This window comes from Mesoterricola sediminis, assembly GCF_030295425.1.
Classification (GTDB): Bacteria; Acidobacteriota; Holophagae; order Holophagales; family Holophagaceae; genus Mesoterricola; species Mesoterricola sediminis.
The window spans coordinates 4122306-4140280 of sequence record NZ_AP027081.1 but is presented as its reverse complement, the minus strand read 5'-3'; the positions used below and the strand labels follow the sequence as shown (position 1 = coordinate 4140280).

Here is a 17975-nt window from a genome sequence, read left to right as displayed (position 1 = left end):
CGGAATTCGGGGTGGGTCGGGCTCCCTTGGGCATGCGGAGGGCCCCGACGATGCCCTGCATGGTCCGCAAGGTTCTCTGGCGACAGCCTGGTCCCGGGCTGCCGACCCATTCGGGCCAGACCCTTCCCAATCCGGGCAGGGACGCCAGGCACGGGATGGTGGTGATGGGCGCAGTAGGGACGGCAGTCATGCTGGTGTCCCCTCGGGTGGCGCCCGCGGCCTGGGCAGGTGCTTGCGGGCCATCATCGAGCCACAGTCGGGGCACAGCATGTCCCGGCATTCGACGATGGCGATGAGCCGATCCTCCACGCCATCGTCGGGAGCGGGCTTTCGCCAGAGGTCCGGGATGGCCTGGTCGCCGAGGTGGGCCTTGGCCTTCTCCAGCAGCTTGGGCGAGGCGTATAGGCCGTAGTGCCTGACCTTGGTGAACTGCTCCGGAAGCACATGGAGCAGGAACCGGCGTAGGAAGGCCACCTCCGGCAGGGTGGCCGTGGCCTTGCCCTTGGTCCGGAAAGTCACCTGGCCATCGGCAACCTCGAGGAGTCTCGAATTGGAGATCCCCACCCGGTGAACGTAGCGGCCCAGGTAGGCGAGGGCGTGCCAGGCCTCCCGGTAGGGGCGCTTGGCATAGACCACCCACTTCCGCTTGGCGAGCCTTGCCATGAGCACATTGAAGGCCACCCCCGTCAGGCCCAGTTCGCCCCGCTCCTGAGCCTCGCGCAGTAGGGCCATGAACTTGCCCTTGAACAGGGCGCCCAGGCGATGGACGTGGAACAGGAATTTCTGGGAGGTCGGGACCCACCGGCTCCCGTCCAAGGCGATGCCGCCGGCGGAGACCAGGGCATGGGCGTGCGGGTGGTAGCGGAGGTCCCGGGTCCAGGTGTGGAGCACGAACGTCACCCCCAGGGTGGCTTCCAGGTGGGTGTGCCCCAGTTCCAGGAGCGTGGCGCTGGCCGCCTGGAACAGGATCCCGTGGAGCAGGCGCGCGTGGCTCATGGCGATCGGGCGCAGTTCGGACGGCTCGGTGAACACCAGATGGAAGTGCGCTGCCGCCAGGAGCCGCCTGGCCCGGGCCTCGATCCACTTCTCCTGGGCCAGGTTCTGGCATTTCGGGCAATGCCGGTTGCCGCAGGAGTTGTAGCTGGGGTGCTCCCGGCCGCAGTCCGGGCAGACGTCCACATGACCGCCCATGGCGGCCGTGCGGCAGCGGCTGATGGCCCGGAGGACCTTCGTCTGGCGATGACCCAGGGATGCGTCCGCCTCCAGTTCAGGGAGATGGCGCCTGACGATATCCGCAATGTCGAACCGGGGTCGGGAGTAGGCCACCGCCTACGGGACCAGGTCCTCCAAGGGACTCCGGACGGCAGCGATCTGGCTGGCCGAGACCTGGGTGTAGATCTGGGTGGACTTGATGGACTTGTGGCCGAGCAGGACCTGGATGGTCCTCAGGTCCGTGCGGTTCTCCAGGAGGGAGGTGGCGAAGCTGTGCCGGAGCATGTGGGGCGTGACCACCTTCCCGATGCCCGAGGCCGCCGAGGCGCACAGGAGGGCGCGACGGGCCGTCTCCGGGCAGAGGGGACGTCCGAAGCGGGTTGAGAACAGCAGGGGTGGCGTGGGGCGCTCGTACTTCCAATATTCCCGGAGCATATCCAGCAGGACGGAGCGGAGCATGACTAGGCGCTGGCCCCCACCCTTGGCATGTCGGACGTGGATCACCCCCCGCAGGGCATCGATGTCCTGGGTCTCCAGGCCGATGGCCTCGCTGATCCGGAGGCCCGTGGCGTAGATCAGGGCGAAGAACACGCTGTACTTGGCCACAGTGAAGGACTTGAGCACCCGGCCCACCTCGGCCGCGGTCAGGATGGTGGGCAGCGGGGCATCCTTCCTGGGCATGGAGATGAAGGCCACCTTGTCGGGCTGGCCCAGGGTTTTCCGGAATAGGAAGGCCAGCGCCGAGTAGTGGCATAGCAGGCGTTCCGGGCCGATGGGCTGGGCCTGGAGGTGCTCCACCCAGCGGCGGATTTCCGCCTGGGAGGCACGGTCGGCCGACTTGCCGACCATCTCCTGGAACCGCCGGATGGAGGCCAGATATTGCTGGATGGTTCCTTTGGCACGCCCGGCCATCCTAAGATCGGACTCGAGTCGCGACAATACGGGGTTGTGGCTCATGATGAACCTCCTTGAATGTGGGGTACGGTGCTGTAACACCGCCACATTCAAGGAGCCTCATTTCAGCCAATTCCGCTAGCCGGTTCCGAATCCCTCACGCTGCCGGCGCGATCCTCCTCCGGCTGCGAGCGCAGCCTTCGTTCAACCGGCCCCTTGCGGGGCCGGTTTTCATGGAGCCCCCAGGGGGCGACAGTCGAGAAGGCACTGCCTTCCCGACGCCATAGGGGGCTATGCCCCCGATGGAAGGGCAGCGGCCGCTCCCCTCGGATGATTCAGGCAACTTTGCGGACGCTTCACTTGGGCAGCTTCTTGCGGTAGGCCTCGAGGGTGGCCTGGTAGCCCTCCACCAGGTCCTTGGTGAAGTGGCCGTCGCCCGCCTCCAGGCCCTTGCGGGCGAGGCCGAGGGCCTTCTCCTGGGAGGCGAAGGCGTCGGCGGCGCGGCCCATCCGGTCATAGATGATGCTCAGCCAGTTGAGGATGAGGGCGTCGGGCAGGCCCGGGCTGTAGGTGCCCTTGGCGAGCACGTCCTGGTACTCCTCCACCGCCGCCTCCAGGACCCGCGGGTCCAGGTCCCCCGACTTCACCTTGAGGACGGTGTCGGCGACGATGAGGCCCATCTTCGGGTCCGCTGCCTTCAGGGCCTTGCCCAGGTCCAGGAAGCGTCCGGCGTCGGACCTCACATAGACCCGCAGGCGCATGGCGTCCAGGCTCCCCTTGAATTCCGGGCCCAGCTTGGGGCCACCTTCGTCGATCAACCGCAGGGCCTTGGCGTAGTTGCCCACTTCCACTGCGCTGTTGACGCCCATGGAGATCTGCGAATGCAGCTTCATCTGGGGCGAGAGCTCCTGGTCGCGCTTGACTTCAGCCTGCAGCTTCCGGGCGGCGGCGCCCATATCGTAGGTCCCGGCCTCCACCTGTGCGAGCACCTCGTCCAGTTCCATGGGGTTGCCGATCCACACGACCTTTCCGCCCTTGACGAGGAAGCTGGCGGGGATGCCCTTCTGGCCCGCGGCCTCCATCCACTGGCGCGTCATGTGGAGGGTGCGGGTGTCCATGGCCACGTTGTAGTCCATCCGGTCGCCCATTTCTGCCACGAAGGCCTTCACCTTGGGCAGGAATTCCTCGTAGGGCTTGTCCAGGTAGCCGGATTCCCATACGTTGACGCCGATGAAGTCGATCCGCCCGCGGTGCTTGCGGGCCAGTTCGGAAAGGTGGGGCATCGCCACCCGGCACGGGGCGCACCAGGTGGCCCAGAACTCCACGACGTACATGCGGTCGGGACTGAATGCGGCGATGGGGCCGCCCTTCACCCATTTCACGGTGAGGGCGGGGGCGGGATCCCCGATGGCGAGGGGCTTGATGGGCGCCGTGGGGGGGGCCGCCAGGAGGACGGTGCCTCCCACGGCGGCGGCGAGGGTTTCGCGGATATGGGTGCGCATGGGCTTCACCTGGAAAAGGCCCCGGGCGGGGCGGGAGGGGCTAGGGCCGGCTCGCGGCGGCAGCTTCGTACGTCTTGAGGGCGGCCTCGTACTCGGCGAGGAGGGAGGGGTTGACCTGACCCTTGAACTGGCCTGCGGCAAGGGCGGCCCGGGCGGTCTCCAGGGCCTTGCCTTCGCTGGCTGCGGCCCCCTTGGGGTCGTTCATGTGGGCCTTGCAGGCGGCAATCAGGTGGTGGATGGCGGGCGTCATAACGCCGGGTACGGCGAGGAAGGGTTCCAGGATCTCCAAGGCGAAGGCGTAGGCCTCGGGGACCAGGCCCTTCCGCTCTGCGATCTCCAGGGCCAGGCCGCGCCCGACGCCGGGCTCCCTGGCGCTCTCGGCCCGGGCGAAGGCGAGGGCCCGGCCCGCGTCGAACTTCAAGAGGGTAGAGGCCTCGAGGGTGAGGAGGGCCTGCCGGAAGGCGGGATCCACCTGGTCCCTGCCCTTCTCGATCAGGTCCAGGGCCCGGGGCAGGTCCCGGGCGGCGACCGCTTCGGTCACTGCCTTGTTCAGGGCGATGTAGGGGCCCACCATCTTCTGGGACTTCTCGGCCTCCTCCTTGAACTTCCGGGCGCCGGCGGCCATGTCCCAGGTACCCTTGAGGACGGCTTCAAGCACGCCGTCCAGGTCCTTGGGGTGGCCGATCCACACGATTCGCCCCTTGTTCACGACGAAGGTCGCGGGGATGCCGTTCTGCCCCGAGGCCAGCATCCAGGCCTGGGCGGAGGGGGTGCCGTCAACGTCCATGGCCACCCGGTAATCCATCTGGTCGCCCATCTCGCCCACGAAGGCCTTCACGGCCGGGAGGGCTGTGGCATAGGGCTTGTCGCCGGTCTTCTCGAAGACGTTGAGGCCGATGAAAACGGCCTTCCCGGCATGCTTGCGCGCGAGTTCCGAGAGGTGCGGCATCGCCGCGCGGCAGGGGCCGCACCAGGTGGCCCAGAATTCCACCACGTAGGTCATGGTGGGATCGAAGGCGGTGACGGGGGCTCCCTTGATCCAGGCGACCTTGAGAGCGGGAGCCGGGTCACCGACGCCCAGGGCGGGTGCCTGGCTGAAGGCGGGCGCGGCCCCGAGGGCCACGAGAACCGGGGCCAGGCGGCGCAGGATCAGGGTGCGTGGGTTCATGGGGGACTCCTTCCGTCGGGCGCGGCCCGAAGGCCGTCAGCATCCAGCCTCCACCCGCAGGCGACCCTGGAAGGGCTCCAGTTCTGAACGTCGCAGGTACGCCAGTGACTGTCAGTCCAGGGACTTGCGCGCCTGCACCAGACGGTCCACCGCAAGGCGGAGTTCGGCCTCGTCGGCCTGGGCGAAACCCATGCGGAAGCAGGGGAGGGGCTCGTCCAGGCTGAACCAGGCCGGCGGGTTGAGGCGGAGACCCTGGACGCGCGCCGCGTGGACCCATGCGTCGGCGTCGAGGCCCTCCCGGACCTTCAGCCAGAGCCCCATGCCCCCGGTGGGGAGTTCGAAGGTCAGATCGCCGCCCAGGCGCACCCGCAAGAGGTCCGCGAGGATGTCCCGGCGGTGCTCGAAGATCCTTCGCGTGCGCCGGAGGTGGCGGGACAGTTCGCCATCCCGGATGAGGTCGCCGATGGCCCATTCCAGGGCGGCATCCCCCTGCTCCTCCAGGTGCTGTTTGACGTTGGCGAGGAAGGGTGCGAGGGGAGCCGGGACGACGAGGAACGCGATGCGGAGGCCCGGCGCGATGAGGCGGGAGAGGGAGCCGAGGTGGATGACGAGGCCTTCCCGGTCCAGGGCCAGGAGGGGCGCGGCGCGGCGGTCGCCGAACGTGATCTCGGCGTCGTAGTCGTCCTCCAGGATCGCCACGCGGTGGGCCGCCGCCACCTTCAGAAGGGCCTCGGCCCGGTCCTGGGCCAGGGTGGCGCCCGTGGGGAACTGGCGGCGCGCCGTCAGGTAGAGAAGGCGGATGCGCTCCGCACGGCACCGGCGATCGATGCCTTCGACGTCCAGGGCACCGTCCCGGGGCGGGATGCCCTGGATGGTCATCTGGGCCCCCGCCTGGAAAACGTCCCAGGCGGAGCGGTTTCCGGGCGTCTCCACGAGGACGGTCTCCCCCTGCTGGAAGAGGGCATGGGCCAGGAGGGAGATGGCGCTGCGGCTGCCCCGTGTGAGCAGGATCCGGTCCGCGTCCACGGCTACGCCGTGCCGCTCTGAGATCCAGGCGGCGATCTGCTCGCGCAGGAGGGGATCGCCCAAGGGATCGCGGCCCTGGAGCATGGCGGCCCCATGGCGGGCCATGGCCCGCTGGTAACCGCGGGAGATGGCCTCCCCGGGCGCCAGGCGTGGGTCGGGGGCACCGTCCGCCAGGAGCAGGGCCCCGGTCTGGGACGTGGAGACGGGCCGCATCAGGCTGGGCAGGTCGAAGCCCAGTTGGGTGCAGGGGCCGGGGGCCTTGGGGGCGGCGCGGGCGCCGGAGGGGAGTTCGTCGGCCACGACGGCGCCCTTGTAGGGCTCGGTGACGATCCAGCCCTCGGCCTCCAGGCGCTGGAGGCCAATGACGACCGTGCGCCGGTTCACGCCCAGCATTTCCGACAGGGCCCGGGTCCCCGGGAGGAGGGTGCCCGGCCCGAGGCGCCCGTCGAGGATGGCCGCCCTGACGGCATCGGCCACCCGGGCGTAGAGCGTGCCGGAGCCTGCGGGGATCTGGAGGAGGAGGTCGCGGGGGCGCATGGCGTCACCTTGGGGTCTGGAAGCGGCGGGCCTCGCGGAGGAGGGGGGCCAGGCGGGGCTGCAGGTCCGGGCAGAGGTGAAGGGCCCGCGTGAGGTCGCGCATGGATTCCTGGGCAGCCCGGCGCCGGGCGGCGCCCTCCAGCTCCCGGGCGAGGCAGAGGCCCAGTTCGCCTCTGAGGGCGGCCACGGGGCCCGGCCCCTGCACCGTGAGGCTGGCGCGGAGCAGGTCGGCGAAGGGGATCCGCCGCTTCATGTGGGCGAGCACCGCGTCCAGGTTGGCGATCCCCTCTCGCGCCTTCTGGGCGCTGCCCCGGCCGGCCCGGGCCCAGGCAAGGGCCACCTGCCCGGCCAGGATGCGGGCGCGCAGTTCCGTGATGAGGTCGCCGGAAGGGTCGGGACGCGCCAGTTCCGCCAGAGGGGAGAGGAAGACGCCGGGGTCCTGGCCCGCGGCCGGGGCGTGCTCGCCCAGGAGGAGGCCGGCCTGGGTCCAGGAATCCCCCGCCGCAACCGCCTGGCCCTGAGCCTTGACCCGTTCCGGCGCCTCGCGGAAGGCCTGCTCGAGGTCGTTCCAATCCGCCTTTGAGCCCCGGGCCCGCGCCCGGAGGAGGGCATCCTGGAGCTTCGACCGGACGGGCTGGGGTTCCTTCTCGAATTCCTGGGCGCGGGCCGCCTCGAGGCGCTCCAGGTCGACGTCCATGCCCCGGCCTGCCTGGACCCGGTGATCAGCTTCCATGACGGCCAGGGTCCACGGCTTCCACGCCTCGAACCCCACCCCGGGCGTGCGGAGGATGGGGCCGGGATCCTGGCCCTGGAACCCAAGGCACTGCCCGAGGACGAGGAGGTACAGACGGGCGTTGGGGATCCTGGACCAGTCCTGGCGGCAGGCCAAGGCTTCCCGGGCGAGGGGCATCAGGTCCTTGTCCCGCCAGGCGCCCTGGGGCCCGTACAGGAAGACCGCGAGGAGGACCTCGTCCCAGGGCCCCGGCGGCCTGGCCCCGATGCGGCGGATCTCGGCCCGGAGGGGCTCCACGGGGCCCGCGTCCTCGAGGATATCCCGCACCATGCAGCCGATCCGAAGCATGCCCAGGCGGGTGTCGTCCGGAGAGATCGCCAGGCCCTTTTCGACGCTGTCCCGGGCGCGGACGCGCAGCGTTTTCATGGGGGCGGGGTCCAGGCCGGGGAGATCCAGGGCGAGGTCGCAGGCATAGGCCAACCGGGCGTGGAGGCCGGGGTGGCTCGGCGCGCTGGTGAGGCCCTCATCCAGGAGGTCCCGGAAGAGCTTCCACTGGGCTTGGAGTTCGCCCAGCGACCTGCGGGGCTTCTCGTCGCTGATTGCATGGCGGACCACAAAGGCCCGCGCGTCCAGCTCCTCGAGCAAGGCCTCCAAATCCTGGGGCATCTGGCGCCGGTAGGCGGCGGCCATTTCCACCGCCCGCTCTGGCTGGGCGGGAGCCTGCGCCGCCCTTTCGGAGACCTGCATCTCCACCTGGTCCACCAGGTGCGCCATGCGGGTCTGGTCAGAGTTCCGGTGCCCCTGGAGCATCTGGCGCGCCGGTTCCAGGAAGCGGATACGCAGGGTCTCCTGGCCCGCGGCGGTGTTCGAGCCCGCCGAACGGTGGAGGGCGTCGAGGGCCTCCCGGTACGCGCGCAGGAGGGCGTAGGCATACCAGGTGCGGGCCCCCTCCGTGCGGAACCCTGCGTCCCATGCGGCCTTGAAGTGGGCCGCGACCTCCGGGCCCTGGGCCTCCCGGAGCAGGGCCAGCTGGCCCAGGGCCAGGTGGGCCGGGCCCGCCACCAACCGCCCGCCGCGGTCCAGCTCGCCCTGGATCTCGTCCGCAATGGCGCGGACCTGGGCCAGTTCCGGGCGGATATCGTGGGGCGGGCGGCGGTAGGCCCGCTCCAGGCCCACCCGGGCCTCCTCCACCCGCTTCTGGAAGTGCCGGTCCCAGTCGGTGCGTTGGGCGGTGCGGGCCTCCCGCCAGGCGCCCGCTCCCAGCGCCAGGACGAGGAGCGCGGCGCCAGCGAGGATGGCGCGCGTCGTGAAGCGGTTGCGCTGGGCGCAGCGCAGGGTCCGGTAGACCAGGCTCCGTCCCATGACGCGGAGGGGGAGGTGGCGCAGGAACCGGTCGAATTCCTGGGCCAGTTCCGCGGCGCTGGCGCAGCGCTGGGCGGGGTCCTTCCGCAGGCACTGGTGGACGAGCCGGGCCAGATCCTTCGGGAGGCGCGCCGCGCACCGCTCCAGGGGGAAGGGCTCGGCCTGGACCATGGCCACCAGGAGGGTTTCCAGATCCGGCGCCTCGAAGGGTGTCCGGCCGCCCAGGAGCACGTAGGCCATCATCCCGATGGCGTACACATCCGTTGGCGGGCCGATGCGGGCGGGATCCCCCGCGAGCTGCTCGGGGCTCGCGTAGGGAGGCGTGCCCAGGGGACAGACGTCCGGCGGCTCGCCAGAGGTGCGCACCACCATGCCGAAGTCGCTCAGGAGGGGGGTGAAGGTCCCATCCTCGTTGGCCTGAATGAGGATGTTCCCCAGCTTGAGGTCCAGGTGGAGGAGGCCCCGCTGGTGGGCGGCGTGCACCCCCAGGGCGATGTCCCGCAGACAGGCAACCTTGGCCCGCAGGTCCATGCGGGGGGCCAGGTCCGCGAGGGAGGGGCCCTCCACGAGCTGCATGACGATGAAGCCACGGCCGACCTCGTAGACCCGGCACACGTTGGGGTGCTCCACCTGGGCCTGGGCCCGGGCTTCGGTGAGTGCATGGCCTGCGCCCTCCTTGAGGGCCTTCAGGGCTACCCAGCGCTGGAGGAGGGTGTCAAAGGCCTTGAAGACCGTGCCCGCGGATCCCTCGCCCAGGAACTGGAGGTTCACGTAGCGTTCACCCAGCCCCTGCAGTTCGGCGATGGGCGCCGGGCCCTGGAAGAGCGGGTCCAGCCAGGAACCAGCCTGTCCTCCCATGCGCTCCCAGGGGATCCGGGCGAGGACGCGCTCCGAGATCTCCCCGGTGCGGGTGAGGGAGGCGAGGTCCGTGATCCAGGGGCCGGTTCCCGCAGCGGGACCGGGACCGGGCGGTTCCGGCGGGCGGGGCGGTTCCCCTTTCCCGGGGACGGGCTGGTCGGGAGCCATGGGGGGGGATCGGATCCTGCGGCGTGCGCCGGGATGCTCTGAAGTATAACCTCCTTATACGGGCGGGACGGACTCAGGGTCGGAGGGCCCCGGCCAGGGTCTTCTCCAGCTCCGCCTCCCGCAGGGCCGCGCCTTTCGCGACCAGCCGCCCGTCAGGGCCAATGAGGAAGAGGCTGGGGTAGCCCGTGACGCCGTAGGCTTCCACCATCGGGTCCTTGTGGCCGGGGCGCTCATCAAGCAGACCGTGCCGCCAGGGCATGGGGAATCCGGGTTTCCTGCGGAAGGCCGCCACAGTCTCGGCCTTGGCCTCCTTGGCCACGGAGAGGATCTCCAGACCCTTGTCCTTGAATTTGGCGTACACCGCGTGGGTGGTGGGCAGTTCCTTCACGCACCAGCCGCACCAGGTGCCCCAGAAGTCCAAGAGGACGTAGCGTCCCCTGAAGTCGGCCAGGGTGTGGAAGCGGCCGGGGTTCTCGAGGTCGGGCACGCGGAAGTCCGGGGCGGGCTGGCCGAGGGTGGTCTTGAGGCTGCCGGCCACCATGGCCGCCACCATCTTCACCAGCTGGGAGGCGGGGGCCAGGGCCTGGGCCTGGTCGACGGCGGCCTTGGCGTCCTGGGGCCGGCCCTCCTCCTCCAGGAGGCGCATGGCGTCCAGGGCGAGGAAGGCGGCCCGGACTTCGGGAATCCCTCGGGCGCGAAGGGCGGCCACATAGGGCTTCGCCTCAGCGCCCAGGACCTGCTCGAGGTGCGGCGCGAATTCGGGCGCGATCCTCCATGCTTCGGAGGCAGGGGAGATCTCCTTCAGGATCCGGTCCTTGAAGGCGGAGGGGAGCTGGCAGTTGGCGGCCAGGACGAATTCCTGGAGCATCGCCGCCTCCCGGCGCGCGCCCACGGCGCCTTCGGCGCGGGTCCGGAAGGGTGCCAGGACCGCCGGATCCACCTTGAATGGTTCCTTGGCGCCCCCGGCGCGATGGGCCTGGGCTGCCTTCTGGATCCCGGCGAGCACATCCGCCGATTCCTTCGCGAGGGAGGCATGGTCCACCGGGCCCAGGAAGCGGGCCAGCGTGCCCTCCAGATCCTTGTGGAGCGTGTCGTGGTCCGCTGCAACCCTGCCGTCGGGACCCACGAGGACCATGGTGGGAAGGGTGTGGACACCGTAATCGTGGGAGATCGCGTAGGGGCGGGTGCGGGTCTTCGGGTCGTAGACGTTGACCACGTGGTGCCAGGGCATGGGGGTTCCGGGCTGCCTTCGGAAGGCCTGGACGACCTCCGGACCCTTGTCGTCGGCCACGCTCAGCACCACCAGCCCCTTATCCCGGTATTCCGCATGGACCTTGTGGAGGTCGGGGAGCATGGCTTTGCAGGGCCCGCACCAGGTGGCCCAGAAGTCGATGAGGAGGTACTGGCCCTTGAAGGTCTCCAGGGTGGTCTCCAGTCCGGGATTCTCCAGGGTCCTCACCCGGAAGGCGGGGGCCGGGGCCCCCACCTGGACGCGCACCGCAGCGTAGTCCCGGGCCGTGGCGGTGACCTCGGCCTTCGGGAACTCCTCCTCGAGCCGGGCCAGGGCCTTGGCGGCGGCGGCTGTGTCCTTGGCCTGGTGGGCGGTCATGAAGGTGCCGAAGAGGAGGCCTTGCCGGACCTCCGGCACCGTGGTGCGGTCGGTGAACCGGGCCAGGAATGCCTCCGCCTGGGCCGCATCCTTGAAGTCCTGGGCCAGGAGGCCAGGCCCATGGGGCAGGAGGATCCAGAGCGGGGATTCCATGGGGATGGTCCGCAGGAAGGCCAGGTCGCGGGCATCCAGGGGGACGCGCTTCTTGACGTCCATCACCTTGAAGGCACAGACGGCCATCCCGAGGGCCATGCGGGCTTCCGGACGCTTCTCCTGGTCGAGACGCGCGCGGAAGGCCGTCTGGTCGGCTTCCAGGGAATCCGGGAAGGCCTGGATGGGCTTGCCTTCGGACAGGTGGGCGTAGACGGCCTTCTGGTAGGCCTCCAGGCGGGTTTTGGCCTCCTGGAGGATGGACTGGACGGTGGGCGATGGGGGTTTGGTGGCCAGCAGGGTGGGCGCCAGGCACAACAGGACGACAGCGGGCTTCATGGGGGACTCCGGAGACGTGGGAACCAGGCGGGCTTGGCCTTCCCAGTCCATTTTCCGCCCGGCCTCCCGGAGCCCAGGGGTCCAGTTCCCGCAATGGGTTCCGCACCAGTCAGGGCGGGACCATCCCGCAGCCCCCCTGGGCGATCCAGGCGGTGAGGAGCCCGACGGCCTCCTGGTCCACCAGGACCGTGCCGGTGGGGGGCATGCGCTGGAGGGGCGAATGGGAGCGCATGCGGGCCAGGAGGAGGCTCTCCTCCGGAGAACCGGGGGCGATGGCCAGGGTGCCGGCGCGGCGTCCGGGGAGCTGGCTGTGGGTGGGCCGCCCCAGGGCCGTGGAGAGCGCGCGGGAGCCCCCTTCCCGGTAGCGGAAATCCAGGTCCACGTGGGGGATCGGGTTCCCTTCGCGATGGCAGGATCCGCAATTGACGTGCAGGTAGCCCAGGGCCGCGCGGGCGCGGGGGTCCGCGGCCTGGATCCGCGGGGCGAGGTCCGGGGGGGCGGGGCGCAGGAGGCCCCGGTCCGCCAGGGTGGCCAGGGTGGCCTGGCCCGGGCGCAGGGGCTCCCCGTGGAGGGCGCCGGAATCCCGGTCCACGCTCAGCTGCAGGGCGTCGAAGCCCAGGGGCCCCGGGGCCGGATTCTCGTGGCAGGCGCGGCAGTCGGCGTGGCCGGGGATGGTGTGGTACACCCCCGGGGCGATCTCGGCCGCCCGGGGCAGGCCCTGGGGTCCCACCAGGTCCGCGTCGGACTGGTCGTCGCGCCAGGCGTAGGCGGCGTAGGTCCACGTGGTCGCCGAGGAGCGCCAGAGCATGCGCGTCTCAACCTTGCGCCCGCCGAAGCTGAATTCCTTCCAGAAGCGGGTGCCCACGGGGAACACCCAGGCCCCGGGGTCCGTTCCGTCGATGGCCGCGCCCCGGGGCAGCAGCACCCACCGGGCCTTGGCCGCGCCGTCGGACCAGAGGGGATACTGGGGCGCGTAGGCCAGGACCCCCGGGGCGATCCCGCCGGCGGGCCCGTAGAGGCCCGTCCGGGACAGCCGCTGGGGGGCCGCGTCTCCGGCGGGGATCCGGACCAGGGCGGCCAGGACGGCGAGGGTCATCCAGGGGGGGACCACGGGCGGGGCCTCAGGGGTGGGCCGGCGCCGAGGGGTCGGGCACGGCGTTGGCGATGGGCCGGATGGACCGGAGGAAGGCGAAGATGGCCTTGAGGTCCTCGTCCGTGGCCTGGCCGATGCCCTGCCAGGGCATGGGGGGCAGGATCGGGCGCCCCTTTCCGGCGTGCTTGCCGGCGCGCAGGGAGGTCACGAAGTCCTGCTCGGACCAGGCGCCCAGGCCCGTCGCCGTGTCGGGGGTGAGGTTGGCGGCGTAGCTCACGCCCCAGGGGCCGGCGAAGGCGGTGTTCGTGACCGCGCCGTGCCAGGCCCAGGGATCCTTGGGATCGAAGGCGGGGGCCGGGGGCATGACGAGGGCGGAGGGGTGGCCCGAGAGCATGCGGGCCAGGTCCGGCTCGGGGCCCCGGTCCCCCATCTTCATGGGGGTGTGGCAGTCGTTGCAGCCCATGAGGGTGACGAGGTAGGCGCCGCGCTTGACGGGGGTGGGACCGGCGGCCCAGGCGGGGACCAGGCCGAGGGCGAGGACGAGGAGGGTTCGGTGCATGGAGGCTCCAGAAGGGGAGGTGGGGTTCAGGCCAGGGTGGCGGCGGGCTCGGTGCGGCCCACCAGGTCCAGGGCCGCGGCCAGGATGGCGGCGGGCTGGGGGCTGAAGGCCTGCTCGAGGAGGAAGCTGGAGGGGGCGGGGGCGTCGGGGCCCGTGAGGCGCAGCACCGGGGCCCGGAGGCTGGCAAAGGCCTGCTCCGCGACGAGGGCGGCCACTTCCGCGCCCACGCCGCAGAGGCGCCCCGCCTCGTGGACGACGATGACCCGGCCCGTCCGGCGCGCGCTGGCGAGGATGGTGGCTTCGTCCAGGGGCTTGAGGGTGCGCAGGTCCAGCACCTCCGCGGAGACGCCCTGGGCTTCCAGGGCCGCGGCGGCCTCGAGGCAGGCGGGGACGGTCTTGGCGTAGGCGATGAGGGTCACGTCGGTGCCCTCCCTGCGGACGGCGGCCACGCCCAGGGGCACGGTGACGTCGCCCTCGGGCACCTCGCCGGGGGCGAAGGCCAGGGCCATGTCGGTGAAGAAGATCACCGGGTTGTCGTCCCGCACGGCGGATTTCAGCAGGCCCTTGAAGTCGGCGGGGGTGGAGGGCATGACCACCTTCAGGCCGGGGCTGTGGACGAACCAGGCCTCCAGGTTGTGGTTGTGCTGGGCGCCGACGGTCCAGCCGCCGCCCGTCATGGCCATGACGACCATGGGGAACTTGAACTGGCCGCCGGACATGTATCGCAGCTTGCCGGCGCTGTTGACGATCTCGTCCATGGCGAAGCAGAGGAAGGGCGCGAAGAGCAGGTCCGCGATGGGCCGCAGGCCCGTGGCCGCGGCGCCCGCCGCGGTGCCGGCGATGATGCCCTCGGCGAGCGGGGTGTTGCGGACCCGGGCGCGGCCGAAGGCCTCCACGAGATCCGGGCGCTTGGTGGCGACCCCCTCGCCGAGGAGGATGACCCGCGGGTCGCGGGCCATCTCCTCGCGGAGGGCCTGGTGGATGGCTTCCTGGACGTTGGCGGGAATCATGGGTGTCTCCTCAGGCATACACTTCGGTTGTGAGCTCTTCGGGCGCGGGCATGGGCGAAGCCGCGGCAAAGGCCTCTGCGGCGTCCACGACGGCGTCCGCCTCCGCCTCCATGGCGGCGATATCTTCCGGGGTGGCCTCGCCGCGCTCCAGCAGGGTCCGCTTCATGCGCGCGATGGGGTCCTTGCCCAGCCAGTGCTCCAGCTCCTTCGGGTCCGCCCCGGCCGCGGGCTCGGGCTCCATGTGGCCGCGCAGGCGGTACGTGTAGGTCTCCAGCAGGAAGGGGCGGGAGGTCTCCCGGACCTTGCGGGCGGCCTCGAGGGCCGCGGCGTGAACGGCCTCCACGTCGTTGCCGTCCACGGTGAGGCCCTCGATCCCGTAGGCCGCCGCGCGGGGCGCGATGAAGGCGCCGCGCATGGTCTCGTCGCGGTGGACGAAGGCCTGCCAGTGGTTGTTCTCGCACACGTAGAGCACCGGCAGGTCCCAGACCGAGGCCAGGTTCACGGACTCGTGGAAGATGCCCTCCGCCGCCGCGCCGTCCCCGAAGAAGCACGCCACGATGCCCTTCTCCTTCAGCATGGACTTGGAGAGGGCCACCCCCGTCGCCAGGGACAGCTCGCCGCCGACGATGGTGGAGGTGAGCAGGACGCCCAGCTCCTTCGCGGAGATGTGCAGGGTGCCGCTCTTGCCCTTGCAGTAGCCGGTGGCGCGCCCCATCACCTCGGCCAGCATGCGGCCCGGATCGGCGCCGCGGGCCAGGAGGTGGCCGGCGCTGCGGTGGTTGGTGAGGATGCGGTCCTCCTCCCTCAGGGCGGCGACCACGCCCACCGCGGCGGCCTCCTGGCCAACGCAGGTGCACACGTGGGGGAACGGGCCCTTTCCGCCCAGTTCCACGATCTTCATTTCGTAGGCCCGGATGAGCAGCATCTGCCGCAGCATCTCGATGGGGCCCGCAACAGGGTTCGACGACGACACGGCGTCCTCCTCCTCGGATCCGCAGCGGCCGCGCACCATGCGCTGCCTCCGGCTGCGGAACAGGGTGAGGATGGCGTCCGCGGGGCGGGGGCGCTTCTTCAAAGTTCCTTAATAAGGAAATTTTAAGAATCCGCTATGGAAAACATAGGGATGCCGGATTTTGCCATGCCCTAACCTGTCCAGGACGGGCGTCGACCCGCATTCCCGAGGAGCATCCCATGACCCACGCCGCCGCCACCCTGGCCCTTCCCGCCGCCGGGGCCCGCTACGACATCTACGCCGACATCCACAAGGCCCTGCGCGGGCTCATGTGCGACACCCTCGCGAGGCTCGGCTCCCTCGATCCCGGGGATCCCGTGGCCTGCGGCGCGGTCCTGGACCAGGCCCAGGACCTCCTGGACCTCTGCCGGGGGCACGTGGAGCACGAGAACGCCTTCCTGCACCCCGCCATGGAGGCCCGCGAGCCCGGGTCCTCCGCCGGCACCGGCGAGGACCACGCGGGACACCTGGAGGCCATCCGGAGCCTCGAGGAGGCCCTGGAGGCGGCCACCGCCTCCGGGCCCGGCCGGGACGCGGCCCTGAGGGCCCTCTACCGGCGCATGGCCCACTTCGTCGGGGAGAACCTCCTCCACATGGCCGAGGAGGAGGAGCGCAACACCGGGGTGCTCCACGCCCGCTACTCGGACGCGGAGCTGGAGGCCCTCGAGCGAGACCTGGTCGCCACCATCCCCCCGGCCGAGATGGGGCTCATCCTGTCCTGGATGCTGCCTGCCCTGAATCCCGCCGAGCGCCTCCGCAAGCTGGAGGACATCCGCGCCGGGGCCCCGGAGCCGGTCTTCCGCGGCGTGCTGGGCCTGGCCCAGGCGCGCCTCCCCGAGGGCGAATGGCTGCGGCTGGAGCGGGAACTGGCCTAGCCGGGAACCTGGAACTCCTGGAGCCGGAGGGCGCGGTCCACCTGCAGGCGGAACCGGCCCCGGCCCACCCGCTCCATGCGCACGCAGGCGCCCTTGTCCACGAGCCTGCGGCCCAGGAGGATGAGCCGGGCCTCCAGGTTGTCGCTGAGGTCCGGCAGGCGGATCCGCGGGTCCAGGCGCAGTTCGCGGTTGGAGAAGATGCACTGGCCCCGTTCCGTGTGGTCCTTCAGCAGGGTCCAGAGGATGCTGCCGGCGACGCCCTTGATCAGGTAGTCGTCGCCCAGGAAGACGCTGTCGTTCTCCGCGTAGTACCGCACCAGCACCGGCCCCTCCCCGGGCGCCGGCCCGGGGCAGGGCTCCGGCGCCGGGGCTTCGGGGGCCTCCTCCGGGGCCGCGTCCAGGGCGGCCTGGATCCGCTCCATGGCCATGCCGAGCTGGGCGGCCAGCAGCACCATGGCGTCCTCGTCGTCGTAGGAGAAGCGCAGGTCCAGCGGGCTCTCCACGTAGAGGACGCCCAGCAGCCTGCCCTGGCCCCGGATGGGCACCGCCAGCTGGCTGGAGGACTCCGCGAGGCCGGGCAGGGGGATCTGCTCCTCCAGGAGCGCGCCCAGGCCGTGGGCCTCGGCCCGGGCCGCGATGGCCTTGCCGTAGACGTACTCCTCCGTCATCCGGCCGATGCGGATGGGCGTCCCGGCCTGGGCGCACACGCCGATGACGCCGTGGCCCAGGGGGATCTCCGAGCCCGCGCCGGAATCGGGGTACCCCCGGCTGGCCACGGTGTAGAGCTTCCCGCCGCTCCCGTCCAGGAGGAGGATCATGCTCTGGTTCATGCCGAAGGCCTCCTCCAGGCACGCCAGCGTGCCCGCGAAGAGGGTCTCCAGGTCGCAGGCCGCCCCGACCCGGGCGAAGGCGGCGCGCAGGGCCGTGAAGAGGTTGGGCCGCTGCGGTGGCGGGAGGGCCGCGCCCGGGACCTGCTCGAACCCCAGGACCCGGTACACGTCCGCCCCCAGCAGCCGGAAGACCCCCCCCATGCCCGTGTGGGAGGCGATGCCCGAGAGCTTGGCCCGCATGCTCTCGAACACGGGCCCCTCCGTCTCGGTGCGCAGGTAGCGCAGGCGGAACCGGAACTGGGCGGCGGTCAGGGGGTGCACCGCCAGGAGCGTGACCTGGGGGTTGGCCAGGATGTTCCTGCGGGTCTTGTTGAAGAACTGGTACGAGAGGGCCACGTGTCCGGGATCGATGTACTGCGCCTGGGACAGGAAGATGGCGTTGGGGATCCCGTCCGCGGAGCAGGTGGCCGCCAGGCACGGCACCACGCCGTCGAGGCACTCGCGGAAGGCGTCGGGTCCCAGGGTCACGGCAGGGCCTCCAGGGGCGCGCCGGCGTCCTTGCCGGGGGTCTGGAGGAAGCCGGAGGTGGGGGTCACCGTGAGCCGGAGCAGGTCCTCGGGCCGGAAGGCGAGCAGGGTCCGGACGAGCTCCTCGGGGAAGCCCAGGGGCCGCACCTCCTCCACGAAGCGCCGCTGGTAGGCCTCCACCCGCCGGGCATCCCCGGGGCGGGGGCCCGTGACCTGGGCGTCCACCCCCTTGAACTGCCAGGACTGGTGGGTGCTGGGCTGGCTGAACACCACCGCCAGGGTCCCATGGGCCTGGATGTCCTTCACCAGGGCCCGGGCCTGGGAGGCGAGCACGAAGAGGGTGATGCGCCGGCGGTCCGCGGAGACCAAGCAGCCGAGGGCCCGCGCCAGGCTGGGCTCGTTCGCGGCGGAGCGGGAGGCCAGGCCTATGGAGATTCCGCCAGACAAACGCTCGGCGGTGGGCGGGTCGATGAGGGGGGCGGGGGAACGGGGCATGGGAAAGAAGACCGGG

The 17975-nt window shown here is 71.1% G+C and carries 14 protein-coding genes; 1 reads left to right on the top strand and 13 read right to left on the bottom strand.

The features are described 5' to 3' along the window. Positions 1 to 186: 186 nt before the first annotated feature. The 11 genes from R2J75_RS17995 to R2J75_RS17945 form a co-directional block, all read right to left on the bottom strand. Complete coding sequence (locus R2J75_RS17995) at positions 187 to 1326, bottom strand: IS91 family transposase (RefSeq protein WP_316410231.1); 1140 nt, start codon at positions 1324 to 1326, stop codon at positions 187 to 189. 3 nt (positions 1327 to 1329) lie between these two features. Continuing rightward, on the bottom strand, positions 1330 to 2169 hold the full coding sequence (locus R2J75_RS17990; protein WP_316410738.1) for a tyrosine-type recombinase/integrase: 840 nt from the start codon (positions 2167 to 2169) through the stop codon (positions 1330 to 1332). A 293-nt stretch (positions 2170 to 2462) separates the two neighbouring features. Continuing rightward, complete coding sequence (locus R2J75_RS17985; protein WP_316410737.1) at positions 2463 to 3608, bottom strand: TlpA family protein disulfide reductase; 1146 nt, start codon at positions 3606 to 3608, stop codon at positions 2463 to 2465. A 40-nt stretch (positions 3609 to 3648) separates the two neighbouring features. Next, complete coding sequence (locus R2J75_RS17980; RefSeq protein ID WP_316410736.1) at positions 3649 to 4776, bottom strand: TlpA family protein disulfide reductase; 1128 nt, start codon at positions 4774 to 4776, stop codon at positions 3649 to 3651. Positions 4777 to 4887: 111 nt separating this feature from the next. Then, positions 4888 to 6339: an aminotransferase-like domain-containing protein gene (locus R2J75_RS17975; RefSeq protein ID WP_316410735.1), complete on the bottom strand. Its 1452-nt coding sequence runs from the start codon at positions 6337 to 6339 to the stop codon at positions 4888 to 4890. A gap of 4 nt (positions 6340 to 6343) precedes the next feature. After that, a complete protein-coding gene (locus R2J75_RS17970; RefSeq protein WP_316410734.1) occupies positions 6344 to 9460 on the bottom strand; it encodes a serine/threonine-protein kinase in 3117 nt (1038 codons plus the stop codon). Between the two features lie 73 nt (positions 9461 to 9533). Further along, on the bottom strand, positions 9534 to 11558 hold the full coding sequence (locus tag R2J75_RS17965) for a TlpA disulfide reductase family protein (RefSeq protein ID WP_316410733.1): 2025 nt from the start codon (positions 11556 to 11558) through the stop codon (positions 9534 to 9536). A gap of 109 nt (positions 11559 to 11667) precedes the next feature. Beyond that, positions 11668 to 12669, bottom strand: coding sequence for a c-type cytochrome domain-containing protein (locus R2J75_RS17960; RefSeq protein ID WP_316410732.1), 1002 nt, complete (start codon positions 12667 to 12669; stop codon positions 11668 to 11670). Between the two features lie 10 nt (positions 12670 to 12679). Further along, on the bottom strand, positions 12680 to 13210 hold the full coding sequence (locus R2J75_RS17955; RefSeq protein ID WP_243328973.1) for a c-type cytochrome: 531 nt from the start codon (positions 13208 to 13210) through the stop codon (positions 12680 to 12682). Between the two features lie 26 nt (positions 13211 to 13236). After that, on the bottom strand, positions 13237 to 14220 hold the full coding sequence (locus tag R2J75_RS17950) for an alpha-ketoacid dehydrogenase subunit beta (RefSeq protein WP_243328974.1): 984 nt from the start codon (positions 14218 to 14220) through the stop codon (positions 13237 to 13239). A 10-nt stretch (positions 14221 to 14230) separates the two neighbouring features. Further along, entirely contained in the window at positions 14231 to 15295 is a 1065-nt protein-coding gene (locus R2J75_RS17945) for a thiamine pyrophosphate-dependent dehydrogenase E1 component subunit alpha (RefSeq protein WP_243328975.1), read from the bottom strand. Between the two features lie 116 nt (positions 15296 to 15411). Here R2J75_RS17945 and R2J75_RS17940 point away from each other — a divergent pair, with 116 nt between their 5' ends. Next, on the top strand, positions 15412 to 16107 hold the full coding sequence (locus R2J75_RS17940) for a hemerythrin domain-containing protein (protein WP_243328976.1): 696 nt from the start codon (positions 15412 to 15414) through the stop codon (positions 16105 to 16107). On the opposite strand, the gene R2J75_RS17935 is transcribed toward R2J75_RS17940, so the two are convergent. Continuing rightward, positions 16104 to 17465: a GAF domain-containing protein gene (locus R2J75_RS17935; RefSeq protein ID WP_243328977.1), complete on the bottom strand. Its 1362-nt coding sequence runs from the start codon at positions 17463 to 17465 to the stop codon at positions 16104 to 16106. The genes R2J75_RS17940 and R2J75_RS17935 overlap by 4 nt on opposite strands. Continuing rightward, a complete protein-coding gene (locus tag R2J75_RS17930) occupies positions 17462 to 17959 on the bottom strand; it encodes a hypothetical protein (RefSeq protein WP_243328978.1) in 498 nt (165 codons plus the stop codon). The genes R2J75_RS17935 and R2J75_RS17930 overlap by 4 nt, the downstream gene beginning before the upstream one ends. Between the last annotated feature and the right edge of the window lie 16 nt (positions 17960 to 17975).

Excerpts from the sequence above, each read along its gene's own strand:
- R2J75_RS17930 (WP_243328978.1), bottom strand. The coding sequence starts at position 17,959 with ATGCCCCGTTCCCCCGCCCCCCTCATCGACCCGCCCACCGCCGAGCGT.
- R2J75_RS17980 (WP_316410736.1), bottom strand. The coding sequence starts at position 4,776 with ATGAACCCACGCACCCTGATCCTGCGCCGCCTGGCCCCGGTTCTCGTG.
- R2J75_RS17955 (WP_243328973.1), bottom strand. The coding sequence starts at position 13,210 with ATGCACCGAACCCTCCTCGTCCTCGCCCTCGGCCTGGTCCCCGCCTGG.
- R2J75_RS17970 (WP_316410734.1), bottom strand. The coding sequence starts at position 9,460 with ATGGCTCCCGACCAGCCCGTCCCCGGGAAAGGGGAACCGCCCCGCCCG.
- R2J75_RS17990 (WP_316410738.1), bottom strand. The coding sequence starts at position 2,169 with ATGAGCCACAACCCCGTATTGTCGCGACTCGAGTCCGATCTTAGGATG.
- R2J75_RS17940 (WP_243328976.1), top strand. The coding sequence starts at position 15,412 with ATGACCCACGCCGCCGCCACCCTGGCCCTTCCCGCCGCCGGGGCCCGC.
- R2J75_RS17975 (WP_316410735.1), bottom strand. The coding sequence starts at position 6,339 with ATGCGCCCCCGCGACCTCCTCCTCCAGATCCCCGCAGGCTCCGGCACG.
- R2J75_RS17965 (WP_316410733.1), bottom strand. The coding sequence starts at position 11,558 with ATGAAGCCCGCTGTCGTCCTGTTGTGCCTGGCGCCCACCCTGCTGGCC.
- R2J75_RS17950 (WP_243328974.1), bottom strand. The coding sequence starts at position 14,220 with ATGATTCCCGCCAACGTCCAGGAAGCCATCCACCAGGCCCTCCGCGAG.
- R2J75_RS17985 (WP_316410737.1), bottom strand. The coding sequence starts at position 3,608 with ATGCGCACCCATATCCGCGAAACCCTCGCCGCCGCCGTGGGAGGCACC.